This is a genomic window from Cohnella sp. GbtcB17 (assembly GCF_019091135.1).
In the GTDB taxonomy this organism is placed as follows: Bacteria; Bacillota; Bacilli; order Paenibacillales; family Paenibacillaceae; genus Cohnella.
The window spans coordinates 83,543-100,700 of record NZ_JAGXJW010000010.1 but is presented as its reverse complement, the minus strand read 5'-3'; the positions used below and the strand labels follow the sequence as shown (position 1 = coordinate 100,700).

Here is a 17,158-nt window from a genome sequence, read left to right as displayed (position 1 = left end):
CCTTTTGTTTGACGATTCGGGACATTCGGTATAAACTAAGTGTACGCTTAATTCCCGGTATCGGCCGGGAAACGGGGGAACCAAATCTTTACGGGGCGAATTGAAGCCTTTATCCGCTTCATAGGGTACCATCTTACCCGAGTCCGTCAGCTAACCTCGTAGGCAGTGGATGGGTCACATCTAACATTATTGAAGCTTGAATGACCCTCGCCGGGTCTTTTGGCGTCTCTACAAGACCCCTCTGTCTGGCTAAGCGTATTGCGCGCGCCTGCTGCAGAAGGGTCTTTTCTGTCCTTCGGGGCGTGTCGACTTTACACCCGGGAGAAGGAGGAATTCACGTTGGCCATGCCGGAATTCGCCAGAAACATGGACCTAGACGCTGCCGCTCCTGTTTGCACGTCCGCGAATGCATATTATCATAGCCTCATCGATTGGGGCGACGCGAACGATCCGCTCCGCAAGCTGCTGTCTCCATCCCTGCCGGCGGCCGGCGGCAAGGGTATCTGGGGCGCATCGGACGACGAAGCCGATTATTTGGCCCAAGGCTATCGCCACAAGTTTCGGACATCCGCTTTCCTGATGCTTCCCGAGGCGGAGGCTGAAGAGGGCGTTTCGCCTGCGCTTGAATACGTAGCGGCCCACCCGGAGATCCGTCAGGTGATCCTGGCCGGCGGCGACTGCTTCAAGCTGCCTACGCTTAAGCTGCGCAAGCTGCTTCAGAGCCTGCGGGCTATCCCGCACGTCGGCATTATTCGGCTCAGCACGCGTATGCCGGTCATGGACCCGATGCGCATATCGGACGACCTCGGCTTGCTGCGGCTGATACGCGAATACTCCACCCCGTCGAAGCCGCTTTATCTGATGGCCCACATCCATCATCCGCGAGAGATGACAGACCAGGCGATTCGCGCGTTTCGCTCGCTTGGCGACGCCGGAGCCGTCATCGTGAACCGGACGCCGATCCTGGGCGGGATCAACGACGCGCCGGAGCTGCTGGGCGAGCTGCTTGAACGGCTCGAGCTGGCAGGCGTGACGCCGTATTACTTTTTCGTCGACCGGCCGACCGAGGAGAGCGGCGAATTCGCGGTGCCGCTGTCCAGGGCATATCGTCTGGTCGAAGAAGCCAAGCTGACGACGGCGGGGCTTGGGCGACGGGCGCGGCTTGCGGTCAATCACGACGCGGGCTTCATCGAGGTGTTGGCCGTCGAAGGCGGCAAGGCTTACCTGAAGTTCCACGCGTCCCCCGACGACGACGCAGGCAAGTTTATCACGGCCGATTGTCCAGACGATGCGCTGTGGCTGAGCGAGCTGCCGGGCAGCGAATCCAAGATCGGGTCGCTGCGGATCGATTGGACGGATTCCGAGGATTACGGTCTCCGCACCTCTTACGTCAAACGGCCGTACCAAATCGGAGACTGACGATACGCGCGGATGCTCGCGGTTCGCGCCATACATCCGGCTTTGCCTTCCGGGGCGGGCCGGATGTATATTTATTTGGAAGGATATTCGCTGGTCACCATGGAAATGTTGAAACGGTCGGCCTGCATCCGCGTACTACAATACATAGCCGCGAACACGCGGACAAGAGGAGGATTCGTGTAAATGTCTATATTCAAACGGTTGCGCGATCTCACGCTGTCGAACGTATATGCCCTGATCGAAAAGGCGGAAGACCCGGTCAAAATGACCGATCAATATTTGCGCGACATGGCGGAGGATCTCGAGGACGCCGAGAAGGCGGTCGCCGCCCAGATCGCGATCGAGAAGCGATTCAAGCAGCTGTACGAAGAGCAAGCCGCACTCGTCGCCAAGCGCGAGGAACAGGCGAACATTGCGGCGCAGGCGAAGAACATCGACCTGGCCCGCCGCGCGCTCGAGGAGAAGAAAGCGGCCGACACGAAGGCGAATGAGTACAAGGCCAGCTACGAGCAGAACAAGCAGGCCGCCGACAATCTGCGCCTGAAGCTCGACGAGATGCGCAAACAGTTCACCGATCTCAAGAATCGTCGCGAGACGCTCGTCGCCCGCGCCAACGCCGCCAAGGCGCAGGCCGGCATCAACAAAGCGATGGCGGGCTTCGGCACCGATACCGCGATGTCCGGACTCAGCCGGATGGAAGAGAAGGTCCGGCAGATGGAAGCTCATGCGGAAGCGACCGAGGAGCTCAGCCAGTCCAAGGGCAAGTCGTTGGACGACGAGTTCGCGGCGCTGGGCAAGGATAAGGCGGTCGAGGACGAACTCGCCGCTCTGATGAAGAAGTACGAGAGCTAAGGCGATCCAAGAGGACTCCCCCGCGGGGTCCTTTTTTCAAATGCCCATCTAGGCTAGAATAAGGTTAGACTTGAAGGGCGCATGCGAAACGGAGCGCTTCGGGCGGCTCGTTCCCGCGGGGAATGGGGAACCGCCCGGTTTATCCGCGGGAGGAGAGACGTTAACAGTGACGATTGAAAATGTAATCGGCACGCTGCTGTGGACGGCGGCGGGCGCGGTGCTGCTGTTCGTGCTTATGGGCATCGACGCTTATTTTACGAAGTACAAGGATATGGCCGAGATGAAGAAGGGCAATACGGCCGTCACCGTTCGGTTCGTGCTGAAGCTGGTCGCGCAGGGTTACATCCTGTCCCGCTCGATCGTGACTTCCGACGACTTGGGCGAAGCGCTGCTCGTCTCGTTTATTTCGTTCGTCATCCTGTTCGTGCTGGAGTGGATCGTCGAATTCGCGTTCAGGCGCATCGGAGATTTGCGTTTGGACGAGGGCGTGCGGGACGGCATCGTAGGGCATGGCCTGATCGCGGGCTCCCTGCATCTGGTCGGCGCGATGATCATCGGCTCTTGCCTGTAGGGCTGCGGGAGAGGAGGACAACAGATGAGCCTGTTCAAACGGGTTAAAAATATTTTGAAAAAAGCCGAGCCGCTTCCGCAAGAGCGGAGCGTGCTGACGATGGGGCCGGGGGACGTATGCGAGGTGTCTCTCGTCACTTATCAGGTGACCGGCCGCACAAAGCCGACCGCGCGCAACGAAGTATGGCTGACGCTGCGCGACGGCGCGGATGTACGTTACTTGAACATTGAGCAGCGGCTCGATCTGTCGTATTCGTTATTTAGCACGATCGACGGACGACTTGATTCGATGGACGAGGTACCGGCGCATATCGAACTGGACGGCATCGATTATCATTTGGAGGACCAGTACAGCACCCGAATCGTCGAGGCGGGCAGCACGCCCTTTGCTTCGGCCGGGGGAGAGGTTTACGTCTGGCGTTTCCAGTCGGACGGGCGCAAGCTGCTCCGGATCGAGTGGCAGGACGGTCGCTTCATGCTGTATGAAGGCGAGAGCGTGCTGCCCGGCGACGTCGAGTGGTTAAAAGGGAGCGGACGATGAGCCGTCCGTGGCGTCGGCGATCCGGCCGCGGTTGGCTGCGTTCTTCGATCCACCTGACCGTGATGCTGGCGCTGGTCGCGACGCTGCTGTCCGCTTGCGGTTCGAGCCCGAACGTGAAAGAGACGTATCCGCTCGAATCGGTGAGCGGCAGCGGCAGCCAGACTTCGTACGTATACCGCGCGGCGGGCGAGACGGTCCAGGAGGTCGCCGCGGCGCTCGAGGCCAAGAAGAAGCCGGAGCAGGTGTCCAAGGACGACCCGGATCATATGTTCCTCGTCTATTCGGATCAGATCATTCACGTGCAAAAAGATCCGAACAAGCCCGAGGACAGCCTCGTCGAGGTCGACTCCAAGGAGTACGTGCGGCAGAATTACAGTCCTTCCTTTTTGGAGGGCTACCTGCTCGCGAGCTTGATCGGCAACCTGTTCGATTCGTCGCGGGGCGGTTATTACGGCGACTACCGCGGCTACGGCAGCCAGAAGTCGTATCCGCCGACCACCGGCTCTTACCGGACGCCGACGGTGAGCGATCAGAAGGTCGCGCCGCCGCTCACGGTGGACAAGAAGGGCTCGATCTTCAAGCGGGGCGGCAAGTCCGACTCCGGCAGCAGCGTAGGGTCTGACGGACTGTTCGGCAAAAAGAAGCCGACGACGGGCAGCATCACGCGCGACGGCACGAGCGGCTCCAAGGGCAAATCCGGCTCAAGCTTCAAGCCGCGCAAGACGACGAAGCCGCGAACGAGCTTCGGCGGCTCGGGACGAATTAGGCGACGATGACGTTAATTTGTTAGACCCAGCGTGAATTTGGCTGGGTCTTTTTGTTGCGTACAACTCGCGTTTCAACCTTTAAATTAACGCTGTGTAAACTCCTGTTTCCTTAATATCCCTCTAATGCTCCTCTAATCGGTCTCGCACATAAGGCTTGTAAGCTTGTGCTTATGGGCTTGTTCAAGGCCGGTAGCGCCCAGGTATCTAGAACGCCGTATTGCCGATTGCGCAAGAATGCGATATGTTAAGAGAAATCATAATTGGGCGTGAAGCACGCGCCGTCCGTTCCTTAATCTTCGGATGAGGGGAGCGGGCGGCGTTTTGCTTTTGCGGACATCCGGAAGGAGAGATGAGGTAGATGAAGCCAGCCGATAAAGTCGTGGAGAATCGGGCTTCAATGTATGGCCGATTCGAGGGGGCGGCAACAGGATTAAATCTGGAGAAATTTAAAAATGACTACCTGTACAAGCAAGGCGATCCGGAGGTTAACTTGCAGTTCGAAAGGGCGTTCGCGCCTTGGTGGTCCGCGACGCTTCGGGCAGCCAAGGGGGCGCGCCTTAAGAGGCTCAAGGCAGGCTTGACATACGCATCCATGTACTTTTTGCGCTTTACGTGGTTCGCCGCTTTTGGAAGCCTAAAGGGGCTTGTGCCCGAGTATGAAGTGAGAGATTACAAGGATGGGTTCAGGTACATAGACTTCGCATTTTTTACGAATGCTCACCGCATAGCGATAGAGGTGGACGGACGCTTCTCTCATCGTCTCAACGTCACGCCGGCCGAGTACGAAGACGAGCTCATGCGCCAGAATCATCTCGTCCTCGACGGTTGGTCCGTGATCAGGCTGGCATTTCAATCGATTCGAGACAAGCCCAAGCAATGTCAGCAGGTGCTGCAGCAGATGCTGGGAAAATGGAGAACGGACGATGAGGGGGCAAAATGGCCTCTCGCAGCCTCCAACATTATGGCGTACATATCCCGCGCTCCGAACCCCGTGTCGCCGACAGAATTGAGCCGAGCGCTGAATTTGCATCGCAACACCATTTTGAGGCATCTCGCTCGCCTTGTCGAATCGGGGCAAGTCGTTCCGGCGAAGACGGCAAGGAAGAGAAATACCCATTATCGGTTGCCGAACGCTAACTTGAAATATATGGGCTAATGTTTGTGATTGATGCTTGTTCGCGGCGGTGGAGGCAGGAACGCCTCAAGTGTGATCGCATTGAAAGAGTGCGATTGTACAGAGTGCTGGTGAGCTTGGCGGCGAGCGGGTGGCGAGACCGCACCGTATTGGTGCTATTACGCAGGAGTGTCAATGGTGGGGATGTGGAGCGGGAGCGTGAACGCACCAAAGTGGTGCGATTGCGCAGGTGGTGGTGAGCTTGGTTGTGAGAGGGTGGCGTGACCGCACCGTATTAGTGCTATTACGCGAGAGTGTCAATGGTGGGGATGTAGAGCGGGAGCGTGAATGCACCAAAATGGTGCGAAGGTGCAGGCGTTGATGGGCTTGGCGGCGAGCGGGTGGCGAGAGCGCACCATATTGGTGCGGAGAAGTGCCAGAAATTCATATAGGCAGAATCATAGCACCAATACAGTGCTATGATTCTGCCTATAGAACGGCACAAAGTCAGCGTTGCCCGGGGTAGCCTCGTTCGTACGCCGTTGCGACGAGGTCGGTTTTGCCGTCGAGACGGCGCAGCGCGTCGATCGCCCAGTACGGATTGCGCAGCATGGCACGGCCGATCATGGCGAGGTCGGCGTCGCCGGATGCGACGACGTGCTCGGCGAGCTCGGCATCGTCGAGCATGCCGACGGCGCTGACAGGGACCCCAAGCGCGTCCTTCAGGGCGCGCGCGAATGGAACCTGGTAGCCCGGGTAGTTGCCGGGCTTGCCCTTGACCGCCGGACCGCCTTCGCCCCCGGTCGAGACGTCGAACATGTCGACGCCGGCGTCGAGATAGCCGCGGGCAATCTCCAGCATATGGTCGAGTCCGTAGGCATACTCGGCGTACTCGATCGCGGATACGCGCATGAGCAGCGGCATGCCGGGCGGTAGAACGGCCTTGACCGCCTTGATCACCTCGACGCCGAATTTGGCTTTGTCGCGGCCGAACTCGTCGTCGCGCTTGTTGATGCCCGGCGAGTGGAATTGATGGATCAGGTTGCCGTGCGCGCCGTGCAGCTGGATCGTGTCGAAGCCGGCTTTGACTGCGCGGGCCGCAGCATCGGCGAATTTGCCGACCATTGCCCAAGCTTCTTCGGTCGTGAGCGCGCGGGGCTGCTTCGCTTTGTCGTCGAACGGCTCGTTCCACGGGCCGACCGGCGGTTCGGCGTCCAGCGCTTTGCGTCCCGCATGCGCGAGCTGGATACCGATCTTGGCGCCATGCTTGTGGACTTCGTCCACGATGCGCCGGTAAGCGGGAATCTGCTCGTCCGACCACAGGCCGAGATCCCGGTTGGAGATGCGTCCGTCGGGCTCGACGTCGGTCATCTCGACGAGGATAAGTCCGGCGCCGCCGACGGCGCGGGAGATGTAGTGAACAAAGTGCCAATCGTTAGGCGCCCCGTCCTCGGCTTCGACGGAATATTGGCACATCGGGCTCATGGCGATGCGATTGCGGAGCGTTAATCCTTTTAGTGTAAAGGAGGATCCAAGCTGGCTCATCTTATTCACTCGCTTTCCTCTAAACTGTATACGATAAAGTATCAGTTAACATTGTACCCGCATAAAAATAGTTATGCAACCCGGTAACTCGGATAAACGGAACCCGCCCTATGGTTCCGCCTTCGCCCCCGCGATCGCCGCTTGCCGAAGACGCTTGCGGAGCAGCGCCCATACGAGCAGCGGAGAGCTGCCGAATACGAGCAGGAGCACGCGGATGAGCGCAGGATTGGCGCTGACGGAGACGCAAACGATAAAGGTCAGGGCGCCTACGAAGCGTCCGGCATTCAGCGCCAGCTCGCGAAGGATGACGCGTTCCTCGCGCCGCTTGACGTCCGCTTCGTTTCCCCCGATCTGGTCGAAGACGACCGACACGGAAGGGATGGAGAAGAGCGGCGCGAAAACGGCTGTGCCCAAGCCGAAAATAAGCAGCTTGGAATAGCCCGTCCCCCACAAGAGCGGCACGATAAACAAGGTCATCATGACAGCGCCGATGAGCACGCCCCAGAATCGTCGACTCGTCTTCAGCAGCCTGCCGGCGATCCAGAAGCTGAGGAAGGCGGCGGCGGACGTGTAGAGCGAGAAGCTCCCGAGCTTCATTTCGCTGCCGGTCGACGTATAGACGAGCAGGGCGATGACGAATCCGAAAATGCCTTCCCGCAGTCCCTGCGCGACCATGGCGCCGGTGATGGCGCGCCAGGGGTTGCCTTTCCGCAGCAGCCCGCCAAGCCCGATCCGCCAGTCGTAACGTCCGGACGGCTCCCGCTTATGGAGTCCGAAAGTGAGCGCAGCGCCCGCAACAAAGATGGCCAGTGAGATCCCGAAGATGAGACGGTAGCCCGCATTGCCGCCGCTGCTTGCGATGAGCAGGCCGGACAGCCAGGGCGCCAGCATCCCGGACAGCGAGCCGAGCAGCCCGGCCCAGCCGTTGAAGCGGTCGCGATTGTCCGGGCCGGTGATCTCGAAGTAGACGACGTTAAACGACAGCCAGAAAAGTCCGGAGGATACGCCCTGAACGAGTCCCAGGATGGGCACTGCGTCTGCCGCACGCGTTCCGAAAGCGAGCACCAGGCCGTAAAAGGCCGCCGCCGCGATGACGCCGCCGCGCAACGCGTTCATCTTGTTGCCTTCTTTGACCCATTTACCGGCCAGCCAGAAGGTGAGGGACATCGCGAGTTGATGCACGACCGCGAACCAGCCGAGCAGCGCATAGTCGTGTTTGATTTTCCAAATGTAAATGTTGACGAAAGTGGCGGACAACGCATTGCCGCAGGTGAACAACGCATTCACGGCGAGCAGCAGCACGGCTTGGCGGTCGAGCTTGGCCTTTCCGGTCGCCCGCGGCTCGTCCTGCACGCGCCCGACATCTGTAAAATCGCGTTCCCGCTCGCGTCCCACCGGCGGGAAAAGAGAGGTTTTTGATGAAGTACCCGGCATGCCGACCTCCTGATGTCGCGCTGGAATTCAATGCCCGAACCGGGCGCAGTCTGATTAGGATGGTCGCGGCGCGGGAAAATCATGAATGAAAAAAATCCCGTCCCTCTTGGCGAGGGCGGGATCGTAGCGTCGATCAGATAAGCAGCGTAATGACGAGCAGTTCGTACAGCACGAGCGTCAAGATCGCATTCGAGGCGAACGGGCCGAAAAAGCGGGCGTCCATCGCGCTCGGCGCCACGGCCAGATGAAGGTGGCAGCCGTCGACGCCGACGACCGTTCCTTCGTAGGTGTGGCCGTCGATCGTCTTCACGCGTACGCCCCGGTTGCGGTGGGCGCCGCAGACGTCGGACAGCTTCTGCCGGAGCTGCTTAGCGCCTGCGACCCAATCCTGATCGGCCTCGTAAATCGGCGCATTGGCGTCCAGGGCTTTGTTTTTCGAAGTCATGGTCGAATCCTCCCAGTGCTTGGTGATATCAGCCTATGCGGAGGAAGACCCGGGGGTGACGAACATTACGGCGCGGTGCCGCTCTCTTTTTTGTTGTAGACGCCTTTGCCTACGCCTTCCTTCAGCTTGTCGTAAATCGTCTTGCCGTCCTCGTCCTTCACTTTACCGAACGCGGTGTTCGCGTACGTGAAGACGATCTCGCGGGTGGCGGGCTTCGTTTTGCTAATCCCTTTGGCCGCGTTGGCGTCCAGGATGCCTTTTTCCAAGGCGGCCTTGACATAAGCGGCAGCCCAATCGCTCGTAGACGAATCGGGCTTGATGTCCAGAAATTTGCACAGCAAAGCGACCGCTTCGGCGGATGTGATGTTGCCGTTCGGATTGAACTTGCCGTTGCCTGTACCGAGTGTATAGCCGTTATCTTCGATCAGGCCTTTGGCAGCCGCTATATAGCCGCTGTACCAGGAGCCCGGCGCAACGTCCGTAAAGGTTGCTGTCTGAACAGGCGGTTTGGCCTCGCCTTCCAACCCGAACGCCCGAACCATGATAACGGCGAGCTGAGCTCTCGTAATATTGTCGCCGAGATTGAGATTGCCCTTCTGATCGCCAGCGATGATGCCTGCGTCGATCAGCGCCTTCAGCTTGGCTTCGGCCGACAAATCCGCCGCCCGCGCGCCTCCGCCGCCGGCCAGCGCAGCCAGCAAAACCGCACCCGCCGCCAGCGCCGACAATGCCTGCTTTGTCTTTTTCAAAATCAACACGCCTCCCTTGTCGTTTCTGATATTAATATCGGCGCGCCGCGGCGATCGTTGCAGAGGAATCTGCGCGGGCGGGGCTTGTCGGAAGCGATGGCAGCGCATGGATGCGCCGCGGGGGAGACAATGATATAATGGACGGGCATCTGAACGGGCAAAGGAGAGGAACACCATGGGGCGATTGCAAGTATGCGACCACCCGCTGATCCAGCATAAAGTTACTTTTTTACGGGATAAAAAGACGGAAACCAAACAGTTCCGGGAGCTCGTGGACGAGATCTCCACGCTCATGGCGTACGAGGCCACGCGCGATTTCCCGCTCACGACGGCGAAGGTACAGACCCCGGTCGTCGAAGCAGAGGGCAAGGTCATCGCAGGCCGCATGGTCGGCCTGATCCCGATTCTGCGCGCCGGCCTCGGCATGGTCGACGGCGTCCTGAAGCTGCTGCCATCCGCGCGCGTCGGCCATATCGGGCTGTACCGGGACGAGGAGACGCTGCAGCCGGTCGAGTATTACGTCAGCTTGCCGACGGACGTGACGGAGCGTGAGCTCATCGTGCTCGATCCGATGCTCGCGACGGGCGGATCGGCCAATGCGGCGATCTCGATCCTGAAGCAGCGCGGCTGCAAGCCGACGAAGCTGATGTGCCTGATCGCGGCGCCCGAGGGCGTCAAGGCTGTCCAGGAGGCGCATCCCGAGATCGATATTTTCGTCGCGGCTTTAGATTCGCACCTCAACGAACACGGATACATAGTGCCGGGGCTCGGCGACGCCGGCGACCGGCTGTACGGAACCAAATAAAGACGAGCGAGGCTTGTGGGAGGAACGGACTTGTGAAACCGATTAAAATCATGTCGATCTTCGGCGTGCGCCCCGAAGCGATCAAGATGGCGCCGCTCGTGCTGGAGCTGCAAAAATACCCCGGACTGATCGAATCGACCGTCTGCGTGACCGCGCAGCACCGGCAGATGCTCGATCAGGTGCTGGACATTTTCGATATCCGGCCGGACTACGATATGAACGTCATGCAGGTCGGACAGACGCTGAACGAGATCACGATTCGCGTCCTGCAAGGGCTGGAGCCTATTCTGGCCGAAGCGAAGCCCGATATGGTGCTCGTGCACGGCGATACGCTGACCAGCTTCCTGGCCAGCTATGCGGCGTTCCTGCAACAGATCCAGATCGGCCACGTCGAAGCGGGCCTGCGCACCTGGAACAAGCTCTCCCCGTATCCGGAGGAGATGAACAGGCAATTGACCGGCGTGCTCGCCGACGCGCACTTCGCGCCGACCCAGTGGTCGGCGGGCAACCTGCGCAAGGAAAGCAAGCCGGAAGAGCGAATCTACGTGACGGGCAATACGGTGACGGACGTATTCCAATATACGGTGAAGCCTGACTTCGCGCATCCGGTGCTCGATTGGGCTGCGGGCAAGCGCCTTGTGCTGATGACCGCGCATCGCCGCGAGAACCAGGGCGAGCCGCATCGTCAGATTTTCCGCGCCGTCCGCAAGCTCGCGGAGACGCACGAGGATATCGCCGTCGTTTACCCCGTGCATCCGAACCCGGCCGTCAAGGGACCGGCCGAGGAGATTTTGGGCGATCACCCGCGCATTCGGCTGATCGATCCGCTCGACGTCGTCGAGCTGCACAATTTTTACAAGCACACGCACCTGATTTTGACCGATTCGGGCGGCCTTCAGGAAGAGGCGCCGTCGTACGGCGTACCCGTGCTCGTGCTGCGGGACACGACGGAGCGTCCGGAGGGCGTCGGCGCCGGCACGCTGGAGCTCGTCGGCACGGACGAGCATCTGATCTTCGACAGGGCGAGCGCCCTGCTCTCCGATCCGGCGCTGTACGAGCGGATGAGCCGCGCTGCCAATCCTTACGGGGACGGGCAGGCTTCGAAGCGGATCGCGCAAGCGATCTTGCATCATTTCGGCAGGGGAGAGCGGCCGTCGGCCTTCGAAGGCTGACGGGGTGGGCGACGGTCCGGCGCATGGGATTCGATGCCCCCAGGCTGACCGTCGCCTTTTCCGCATGGGCGAGCCGCCATCAAATGACGGCGTATTTCTCGCAGGATGGCGAATCCGCCCGCGCGGGCGGCGGAACGAAGCTGGAATTGTCTACAGCATACAGCGCAACTGTATGGTTTAAAAAGCGGAAGAATCCAGATTTATCAAGGGTTTGACGGGCTTGCGTTCACATAATGTTTGAATTTATGCGAATTGACAAATCCCATCGGCCAAGGATACAATATTACCTGAACCATTAGGAAGAAAGGGCTTACTTTTAGTCGAATTTCTTGCTCTTGGGATCGAAGGAGCGGATGTCCATGCCCGAATCCGAACGCAAACCGCCTCTGCCGCCGGATGAGAATCCATGGCGCGCAGCCGGGCTCGTGACCGCTATCGGCGCCGAACTGGCCGTGTGCGTAGGCTTGGGCTGGTGGATCGGATCCGTCGTTGACGGCAACCGCGGCACCTCAACTTGGTATCTGGTCGGACTTGTCGTCGGCCTCGTCGCCGGCATCGGGTCGGCCGTGGGCCTCATTCGGAAGTTCGCCGTCAAGGGAAGGGGCAAATGATGGACGATTTGCCTGCTTTGATGAAGAAGGTTTCCCGCATTACGTTCTTTTTTTTGTCCATGGGATGTCTGGGGTGGGCGGTACTGCCTGCTTACAAGACTGTCTTCGGAGGGTTCCTGATCGGCGCGATCGGCAGCTTGCTCGTCGCGTGGCATCTGGCTTGGAAGACCGTTCGGATCGGCGACGCCGCATCCGGCGGCAGAAGACCCCGTTCGGGGTTCGGCTTCCTCTCCCGCGCCGCGCTGGCCGTGCTCGCCGCATTCGTGTCGGTTCGCCTGCTCGAGTTCAATCTCCCGGCTACCGTAGCGGGATTAATTGCGGCGCCGTTGGCAACACTCCTACTGGGTATCTTGTCCAGACGCCGCCAAGGCGGCCACGCCACCGATGAAAGGGGTGAAAAGCACTAACATGGATCACTTAGCGCCAATCGTCATTCTCGGCGGTGTGAAGTTTGACCTTGCGGCCATTTTCATGATCGTTCTGACCAGCATCATCGCCTTCGTTCTCGCGCGCCTGTCCGTTCGCAACCTGTCCGTGGACAATCCCGGCAAGCTGCAGAACTTCATGGAGTGGGTCGTCGAGTTCGTCAGCAACATCATCGGAATGGCGACGGACTTCAAACGGGGTCGCGTCTACCTGAGCCTCGGTCTTACGCTGATCATCTACATTTTCATCGGCAACATGCTCGGTCTTCCGTTCAACTTCATCACCGAAGCGCATCACGGTCACGCGACGTTCCTCGGCATGGATTTGTTCATGGACGGCGAAGAGGAAGCTCACTTTGCATGGTGGAAATCTCCTACGGCAGACGCCGCTATGACGATGGCACTCGCCCTTACCGTCATCGGCATCTCGCATATCCAGGGGATTCGCCACAACCGCAAGCATTATCTCAAGCATTATTTCGAGCCGTGGCCGTTCTTCCTTCCGATCAACCTGATCGAGACGGTGGCCAAACCGCTGACGCTGGGTCTCCGGCTATTCGGCAACATCTACGCCGGCGAAGTCATGATCGGCGTTATCCTTGGCATGGGCTGGGTCGGTATTCCGGCGTTGCTCGTCTGGCAGGGCTTCAGTATATTCGTAGGCGCCATCCAAGCGTTCGTATTCACGATGCTGACCATGGTTTATATCGGCCAGGCCAGCATTCACGAAGAAGATCATTAATCCTAAGTACCCAATTTGAGGAGGATATTCACAAATGGAAATTTACGGTCTGTTAGCAGCTGCAATCGTGTTCGGCCTTGGCGCGCTCGGCGCCGGTATCGGTAACGGTCTGATCTTCTCCAAGACGGTCGAAGGCATCTCCCGCCAGCCTGAGCTGCGCGGCGCGCTGCAAACAACGGCGTTCATCGGCGTAGGTCTGGTAGAAGCACTGCCGATCATCTCCCTCGTCCTCGCGTTCATCTTCATGGCTCAATAAAGCAATTTCATCTATAACGTTAGGCGCGGAGAGCCACCTGCCTCCACGCCTTCCTTATGCAAGAGGACGCAATTCGCAATTGATCGACAGCTTTTGGGTGAAAGGAGTGGCTATCGTTGATTAGCTTTAACTGGACCAGCTTTGTAATCCAAATCCTCGCATTCGGCATCCTGTATCTGCTGCTGTCGAAGTATGCCTTCGGTCCGCTGTTCGGCATTATGGAAAAGCGCCGTCAGCTCGTCAAAGAGCAGATCGACACGGCCGAGCGCAATCGCACCGAGAGCGAGCGCTTCCTCGAAGAGCAGAAGCAATCGCTGCAGCAAGCGCGCAAGGAAGCCTATGATATTATCGAGCAAGCGAAGTCGACCGGCTCCAAGCAAGCCGACGACATCATCGCCGCGGCGCGCGGCGAATCGAGCCGCCTGAAGGAAGAGGCGGTACGCGACATCGAAGCCGAGAAGAACAAGGCGATCGCGTCGCTCAAGTCCGAAGTCGGCGGCCTGTCCGTTCAGATCGCCAGCAAGATCCTCGAGAAGCAGGTCGATGCGGGCGCCCAAGGCGAACTGGTCGATCAATATCTCAAAGACGTAGGTAAGAAGTCATGAGCCGCGGCACGGTCGTAGCCAAACGATACGCCAGGGCGCTCTTCGATCTGGCGCGCGAGCAAGACGCCGTAGCCAGTACGGAGAACGAGCTGAAGCTGATCGCTGACGCGATCGAGGCGAACGCAGACGTACGCGTCTTCCTGTCGGCTCCGAACATCACGCTGGACAAGAAAATCGCGCTGCTGCGCGGCACGTTCGGCGACAAAGTGTCGCCAATCGTGCTGAACACGGTCAGCCTGCTGGTCGAACGCGGTCGCGAGACCGAGATCCCCGCTGTGCTGGATGCTTATATGTCGGTCGCCGGCGGCGTCCTCGGACGCGCCGACGCGCTGGTCACCTCGGCCAAGGCGCTTACGCCCGAGCAGGCCGAAGAGATCGCGACGCGCTTCAAGGCCGTCATCGGCAAAAACGTGCGCGTCATCGGTCAGGTCGACGAGTCGCTGATCGGCGGCATGACCGTCCGCATCGGCGATACGCTATACGACGGCAGCCTGCGCGGCAAGCTGAACCGTCTATCCAAGGAACTTCAAGCGAGTCTGTAATATACGCATGTATCTTGTAAGTAGGAGACAGGGGTGAACGAATTTGAGTATCCGTCCTGAAGAAATCAGCACGCTGATCAAGCAGCAGATTCAGAACTATCAATCCGATATCCAAGTCGTTGACGTCGGTACCGTCATCACGGTCGGCGACGGCGTCGCTCGCGTCCACGGATTGGAAAAAGCGATGGCCGGCGAGCTGCTTGAATTCTCGAACGGCGTCGTGGGCATGGCCCTCAACCTCGAAGAAGACAACGTCGGCGTCGTCATCCTGGGCCCGTACACCGGCATCCGCGAAGGCGATCAGGTCAAGCGTACCGGCCGCATCATGGAAGTGCCGGTCGGCGAAGCGATGCTCGGCCGCGTAGTCAACGCGCTGGGCCAGCCGGTCGACGGCAACGGTCCGATCGCGACGACGAAGTTCCGCCCGATCGAATCCCCGGCTCCGGGCGTCATGGCCCGTAAGTCCGTATTCGAGCCGATGCAGACCGGCATCAAGGCGATCGACGCGATGATCCCGATCGGCCGCGGCCAACGGGAGCTCATCATCGGCGACCGCCAGACCGGCAAGACGACGATCGCGATCGACACGATCGTCAACCAAAAGGGCAATGGCGTTATCTGTATCTACGTCGCCATCGGCCAGAAGCAATCGACCGTTCGTACGGTCGTTGAGTCCCTCCGCCGCCAAGGCGCGCTGGACTACACGATCGTCGTCACGGCGAGCGCGTCCGAGCCGTCCCCGCTGCTCTACATCGCGCCGTACACCGGCTGCGCCATGGGCGAAGAATTCATGTACAACGGCAAGCACGTCCTGATCATCTATGATGACTTGACCAAGCAAGCCGCCGCATACCGCGAGCTGTCTCTGTTGCTCCGCCGTCCTCCGGGCCGCGAAGCTTATCCGGGCGACGTATTCTACCTGCACTCCCGTCTGCTGGAGCGCGCAGCCAAGCTGAACGACGAGCTCGGCGGCGGTTCGCTCACCGCGCTGCCGTTCATCGAGACGCAAGCCGGCGACATCTCGGCTTACATCCCGACGAACGTCATCTCGATCACCGACGGTCAGATCTTCCTCGAGTCCGACCTGTTCTACTCCGGTCAGCGTCCGGCGGTCAACGTCGGTAACTCCGTATCCCGGGTAGGCTCGTCCGCGCAGACGAAGGCGATGAAGAAGGTCGCGGGCACGCTCAAGACCGACCTCGCCCAATACCGCGAGCTGGCTGCGTTCGCCGCGTTCGGCTCCGACCTCGACAAGGTCACGCAAGCCCGTCTCGACCGCGGTATCCGCACCCTCGAGATTTTGAAGCAAGGCATCAACGTACCGATGCCGCTCGAGCGCCAAGTCGTCTCCCTGTACCTGGTCACCAAGGGCCATGCGGACAGCGTGCCGGTACAAGACGTGCGCCGCTTCGAATCCGAATTCCTGAGCTATCTGGATGCGCAGCGCCCCGAGATTCTGGCGTCCATCCGCGATACGAAGGACATTTTGCCCGACAACGACAAGGCGCTCGTCGAAGCGATCGGCGCCTTCAAGAAGAGCTTCGCTACGACGGCTTAAGTCTTAGACAGCGAAGGCTTCGGCCATAGAAGCTTCCGCGCCGGCGCGCGGCCGAGAGGCCGCCCCGCGCGGACAATAAGGTGGTGACATGAATGGCAAAAGGGATGCGCGAGATTAAGCGTCAGATCAAGAGCACGCAGAACATGAAGCAGATCACCAAGGCGATGGAGCTCGTCGCGGCGGCAAACCTGAAGCGCGCGCAGAACGCGGCGCTCGCGGGCCGGCCGTATGCCGACAAGCTCAAGGAAGTCGTCTCGAGCATCGCCGGCGGCGGTGGCAGCGTCAAGCACCCGATGCTCCAAACCCGCGAGGTGAAAAAGACGGCTTATATCGTCTTCACGTCCGACCGCGGTCTGGCCGGCGGCCTCAACAGCGGTCTGCTGAAGAAGTTCGTGGACACGCTGAAGAGCAAGCACAAGTCCAAGGCGGAGTACGATCTGTTCGTCATCGGACGCAAAGGCCGCGACTATCTGAGACGCCGCGAATACGCAATCGTCCAGGATATCATCGGCGTGCCCGACTCGCCGAAGTTCGCGGACGTCAAAGCGATCGCTTCTGCGGCCGTAGGCGGATTCGAGCAAGGAACGTACGACGAGGTCCATCTCGTCTACAACCGGTTCATCAACGCGCTCTCGCAGCTGCCGACGGTCAAGCAACTGCTGCCGCTCGACGCTTCCGCGCTTGGCGCGACGAAGCAAGCAGGCCCGAGCGCGGGCTACGAGTACGAGCCGTCTCCGGAAGCGGTGCTGGACGTCCTGCTGCCGAAGTATGCGGAGACCTTGGTTTACAGCGCGCTGCTGGAAAACAAGGCGAGCGAGTTCGGTTCGCGGATGACCGCAATGAGCAACGCAACCAAGAACGCCACCAAACGGATCAACGAGCTGACCCTGACGTACAACCGCGCGCGTCAAGCGGCCATCACGCAGGAGATCGCGGAGATCGACGGCGGCGCCAACGCATTGAGCTAAACCTTCGCACGCGGCGGCTCGTCCGCCCTGCGAGGCGA

General features: G+C 59.8%; 20 protein-coding genes and 1 riboswitch. Of the genes, 16 read left to right on the top strand and 4 right to left on the bottom strand.

The genetic code is table 11. The features are described from left to right. Positions 1 to 34: 34 nt before the first annotated feature. Positions 35 to 180, top strand: a riboswitch (cyclic di-AMP (ydaO/yuaA leader). Positions 181 to 345: 165 nt separating this feature from the next. From KVT38_RS07590 to KVT38_RS07565, 6 genes are all read left to right on the top strand, one after another. Further along, a complete protein-coding gene (locus KVT38_RS07590) occupies positions 346 to 1,419 on the top strand; it encodes a KamA family radical SAM protein (protein ID WP_483298164.1) in 1,074 nt (357 codons plus the stop codon). Positions 1,420 to 1,602: 183 nt separating this feature from the next. Beyond that, the gene (locus KVT38_RS07585) at positions 1,603 to 2,271 is read left to right on the top strand and encodes a PspA/IM30 family protein (protein WP_217593084.1); all 669 of its coding nucleotides are present in this window, start codon (positions 1,603 to 1,605) and stop codon (positions 2,269 to 2,271) included. A gap of 166 nt (positions 2,272 to 2,437) precedes the next feature. Further along, positions 2,438 to 2,842, top strand: coding sequence for a DUF350 domain-containing protein (locus tag KVT38_RS07580; RefSeq protein WP_217593083.1), 405 nt, complete (start codon positions 2,438 to 2,440; stop codon positions 2,840 to 2,842). A gap of 24 nt (positions 2,843 to 2,866) precedes the next feature. After that, on the top strand, positions 2,867 to 3,382 hold the full coding sequence (locus KVT38_RS07575; protein WP_217593082.1) for a DUF4178 domain-containing protein: 516 nt from the start codon (positions 2,867 to 2,869) through the stop codon (positions 3,380 to 3,382). Further along, on the top strand, positions 3,379 to 4,158 hold the full coding sequence (locus tag KVT38_RS07570; RefSeq protein WP_217593081.1) for a DUF4247 domain-containing protein: 780 nt from the start codon (positions 3,379 to 3,381) through the stop codon (positions 4,156 to 4,158). The genes KVT38_RS07575 and KVT38_RS07570 overlap by 4 nt, the downstream gene beginning before the upstream one ends. A gap of 349 nt (positions 4,159 to 4,507) precedes the next feature. Further along, a complete protein-coding gene (locus KVT38_RS07565) occupies positions 4,508 to 5,305 on the top strand; it encodes a winged helix-turn-helix domain-containing protein (RefSeq protein ID WP_217593080.1) in 798 nt (265 codons plus the stop codon). Between the two features lie 465 nt (positions 5,306 to 5,770). On the opposite strand, the gene KVT38_RS07560 is transcribed toward KVT38_RS07565, so the two are convergent. From KVT38_RS07560 to KVT38_RS07545, 4 genes are all read right to left on the bottom strand, one after another. Further along, complete coding sequence (locus KVT38_RS07560) at positions 5,771 to 6,808, bottom strand: oxidoreductase (RefSeq protein ID WP_217593144.1); 1,038 nt, start codon at positions 6,806 to 6,808, stop codon at positions 5,771 to 5,773. 108 nt (positions 6,809 to 6,916) lie between these two features. Continuing rightward, the gene (locus tag KVT38_RS07555; protein WP_217593079.1) at positions 6,917 to 8,242 is read right to left on the bottom strand and encodes an MFS transporter; all 1,326 of its coding nucleotides are present in this window, start codon (positions 8,240 to 8,242) and stop codon (positions 6,917 to 6,919) included. Positions 8,243 to 8,375: 133 nt separating this feature from the next. Beyond that, complete coding sequence (locus KVT38_RS07550) at positions 8,376 to 8,687, bottom strand: LSm family protein (protein ID WP_217593078.1); 312 nt, start codon at positions 8,685 to 8,687, stop codon at positions 8,376 to 8,378. Between the two features lie 65 nt (positions 8,688 to 8,752). After that, positions 8,753 to 9,436 carry an S-layer homology domain-containing protein gene (locus KVT38_RS07545; protein WP_217593077.1) on the bottom strand — a complete coding sequence of 228 codons (684 nt, stop codon included), beginning with the start codon at positions 9,434 to 9,436 and terminating at the stop codon, positions 8,753 to 8,755. A gap of 175 nt (positions 9,437 to 9,611) precedes the next feature. Between KVT38_RS07545 and upp the strand changes: the two genes are divergently transcribed. The 10 genes from upp to atpG all read left to right on the top strand — a co-directional run bounded on the left by upp (position 9,612) and on the right by atpG (position 17,120). Further along, entirely contained in the window at positions 9,612 to 10,241 is a 630-nt protein-coding gene (gene upp, locus KVT38_RS07540; protein WP_217593076.1) for a uracil phosphoribosyltransferase, read from the top strand. A 32-nt stretch (positions 10,242 to 10,273) separates the two neighbouring features. Continuing rightward, complete coding sequence (gene wecB / locus KVT38_RS07535) at positions 10,274 to 11,413, top strand: non-hydrolyzing UDP-N-acetylglucosamine 2-epimerase (protein WP_368859064.1); 1,140 nt, start codon at positions 10,274 to 10,276, stop codon at positions 11,411 to 11,413. A gap of 359 nt (positions 11,414 to 11,772) precedes the next feature. Then, positions 11,773 to 12,024, top strand: a complete 252-nt coding sequence (locus tag KVT38_RS07530; protein ID WP_217593075.1) for an AtpZ/AtpI family protein — start codon at positions 11,773 to 11,775, stop codon at positions 12,022 to 12,024. Further along, positions 12,021 to 12,431 carry an ATP synthase subunit I gene (locus tag KVT38_RS07525; RefSeq protein WP_217593074.1) on the top strand — a complete coding sequence of 137 codons (411 nt, stop codon included), beginning with the start codon at positions 12,021 to 12,023 and terminating at the stop codon, positions 12,429 to 12,431. Before KVT38_RS07530 ends, KVT38_RS07525 begins: the two co-directional genes overlap by 4 nt. A 1-nt stretch (position 12,432) precedes the next feature. Then, a complete protein-coding gene (atpB, locus tag KVT38_RS07520; RefSeq protein ID WP_217593073.1) occupies positions 12,433 to 13,191 on the top strand; it encodes a F0F1 ATP synthase subunit A in 759 nt (252 codons plus the stop codon). A gap of 34 nt (positions 13,192 to 13,225) precedes the next feature. After that, entirely contained in the window at positions 13,226 to 13,447 is a 222-nt protein-coding gene (gene atpE / locus KVT38_RS07515) for a F0F1 ATP synthase subunit C (RefSeq protein ID WP_217593072.1), read from the top strand. 119 nt (positions 13,448 to 13,566) lie between these two features. Next, positions 13,567 to 14,052: a F0F1 ATP synthase subunit B gene (gene atpF / locus KVT38_RS07510; protein WP_217593142.1), complete on the top strand. Its 486-nt coding sequence runs from the start codon at positions 13,567 to 13,569 to the stop codon at positions 14,050 to 14,052. Continuing rightward, positions 14,049 to 14,594 (top strand): F0F1 ATP synthase subunit delta, encoded by a 546-nt coding sequence (locus tag KVT38_RS07505; RefSeq protein WP_217593071.1) that lies wholly within the window; start codon positions 14,049 to 14,051, stop codon positions 14,592 to 14,594. Before atpF ends, KVT38_RS07505 begins: the two co-directional genes overlap by 4 nt. 43 nt (positions 14,595 to 14,637) lie before the next feature. After that, positions 14,638 to 16,152 carry a F0F1 ATP synthase subunit alpha gene (atpA, locus tag KVT38_RS07500; protein WP_217593070.1) on the top strand — a complete coding sequence of 505 codons (1,515 nt, stop codon included), beginning with the start codon at positions 14,638 to 14,640 and terminating at the stop codon, positions 16,150 to 16,152. A 92-nt stretch (positions 16,153 to 16,244) separates the two neighbouring features. Next, the gene (gene atpG, locus KVT38_RS07495; RefSeq protein WP_217593069.1) at positions 16,245 to 17,120 is read left to right on the top strand and encodes an ATP synthase F1 subunit gamma; all 876 of its coding nucleotides are present in this window, start codon (positions 16,245 to 16,247) and stop codon (positions 17,118 to 17,120) included. Positions 17,121 to 17,158 lie beyond the last annotated feature (38 nt).

Bases quoted from the DNA above. Each gene is read 5' to 3' on its own strand.
- KVT38_RS07560 (WP_217593144.1), bottom strand. From the start codon at position 6,808: ATGAGCCAGCTTGGATCCTCCTTTACACTAAAAGGATTAACGCTCCGC.
- KVT38_RS07575 (WP_217593082.1), top strand. From the start codon at position 2,867: ATGAGCCTGTTCAAACGGGTTAAAAATATTTTGAAAAAAGCCGAGCCG.
- atpB (WP_217593073.1), top strand. From the start codon at position 12,433: ATGGATCACTTAGCGCCAATCGTCATTCTCGGCGGTGTGAAGTTTGAC.
- KVT38_RS07530 (WP_217593075.1), top strand. From the start codon at position 11,773: ATGCCCGAATCCGAACGCAAACCGCCTCTGCCGCCGGATGAGAATCCA.
- KVT38_RS07505 (WP_217593071.1), top strand. From the start codon at position 14,049: ATGAGCCGCGGCACGGTCGTAGCCAAACGATACGCCAGGGCGCTCTTC.
- atpG (WP_217593069.1), top strand. From the start codon at position 16,245: ATGGCAAAAGGGATGCGCGAGATTAAGCGTCAGATCAAGAGCACGCAG.
- upp (WP_217593076.1), top strand. From the start codon at position 9,612: ATGGGGCGATTGCAAGTATGCGACCACCCGCTGATCCAGCATAAAGTT.
- KVT38_RS07555 (WP_217593079.1), bottom strand. From the start codon at position 8,242: ATGCCGGGTACTTCATCAAAAACCTCTCTTTTCCCGCCGGTGGGACGC.
- KVT38_RS07570 (WP_217593081.1), top strand. From the start codon at position 3,379: ATGAGCCGTCCGTGGCGTCGGCGATCCGGCCGCGGTTGGCTGCGTTCT.
- KVT38_RS07565 (WP_217593080.1), top strand. From the start codon at position 4,508: ATGAAGCCAGCCGATAAAGTCGTGGAGAATCGGGCTTCAATGTATGGC.
- KVT38_RS07525 (WP_217593074.1), top strand. From the start codon at position 12,021: ATGATGGACGATTTGCCTGCTTTGATGAAGAAGGTTTCCCGCATTACG.
- KVT38_RS07585 (WP_217593084.1), top strand. From the start codon at position 1,603: ATGTCTATATTCAAACGGTTGCGCGATCTCACGCTGTCGAACGTATAT.
- atpE (WP_217593072.1), top strand. From the start codon at position 13,226: ATGGAAATTTACGGTCTGTTAGCAGCTGCAATCGTGTTCGGCCTTGGC.
- KVT38_RS07550 (WP_217593078.1), bottom strand. From the start codon at position 8,687: ATGACTTCGAAAAACAAAGCCCTGGACGCCAATGCGCCGATTTACGAG.
- KVT38_RS07590 (WP_483298164.1), top strand. From the start codon at position 346: ATGCCGGAATTCGCCAGAAACATGGACCTAGACGCTGCCGCTCCTGTT.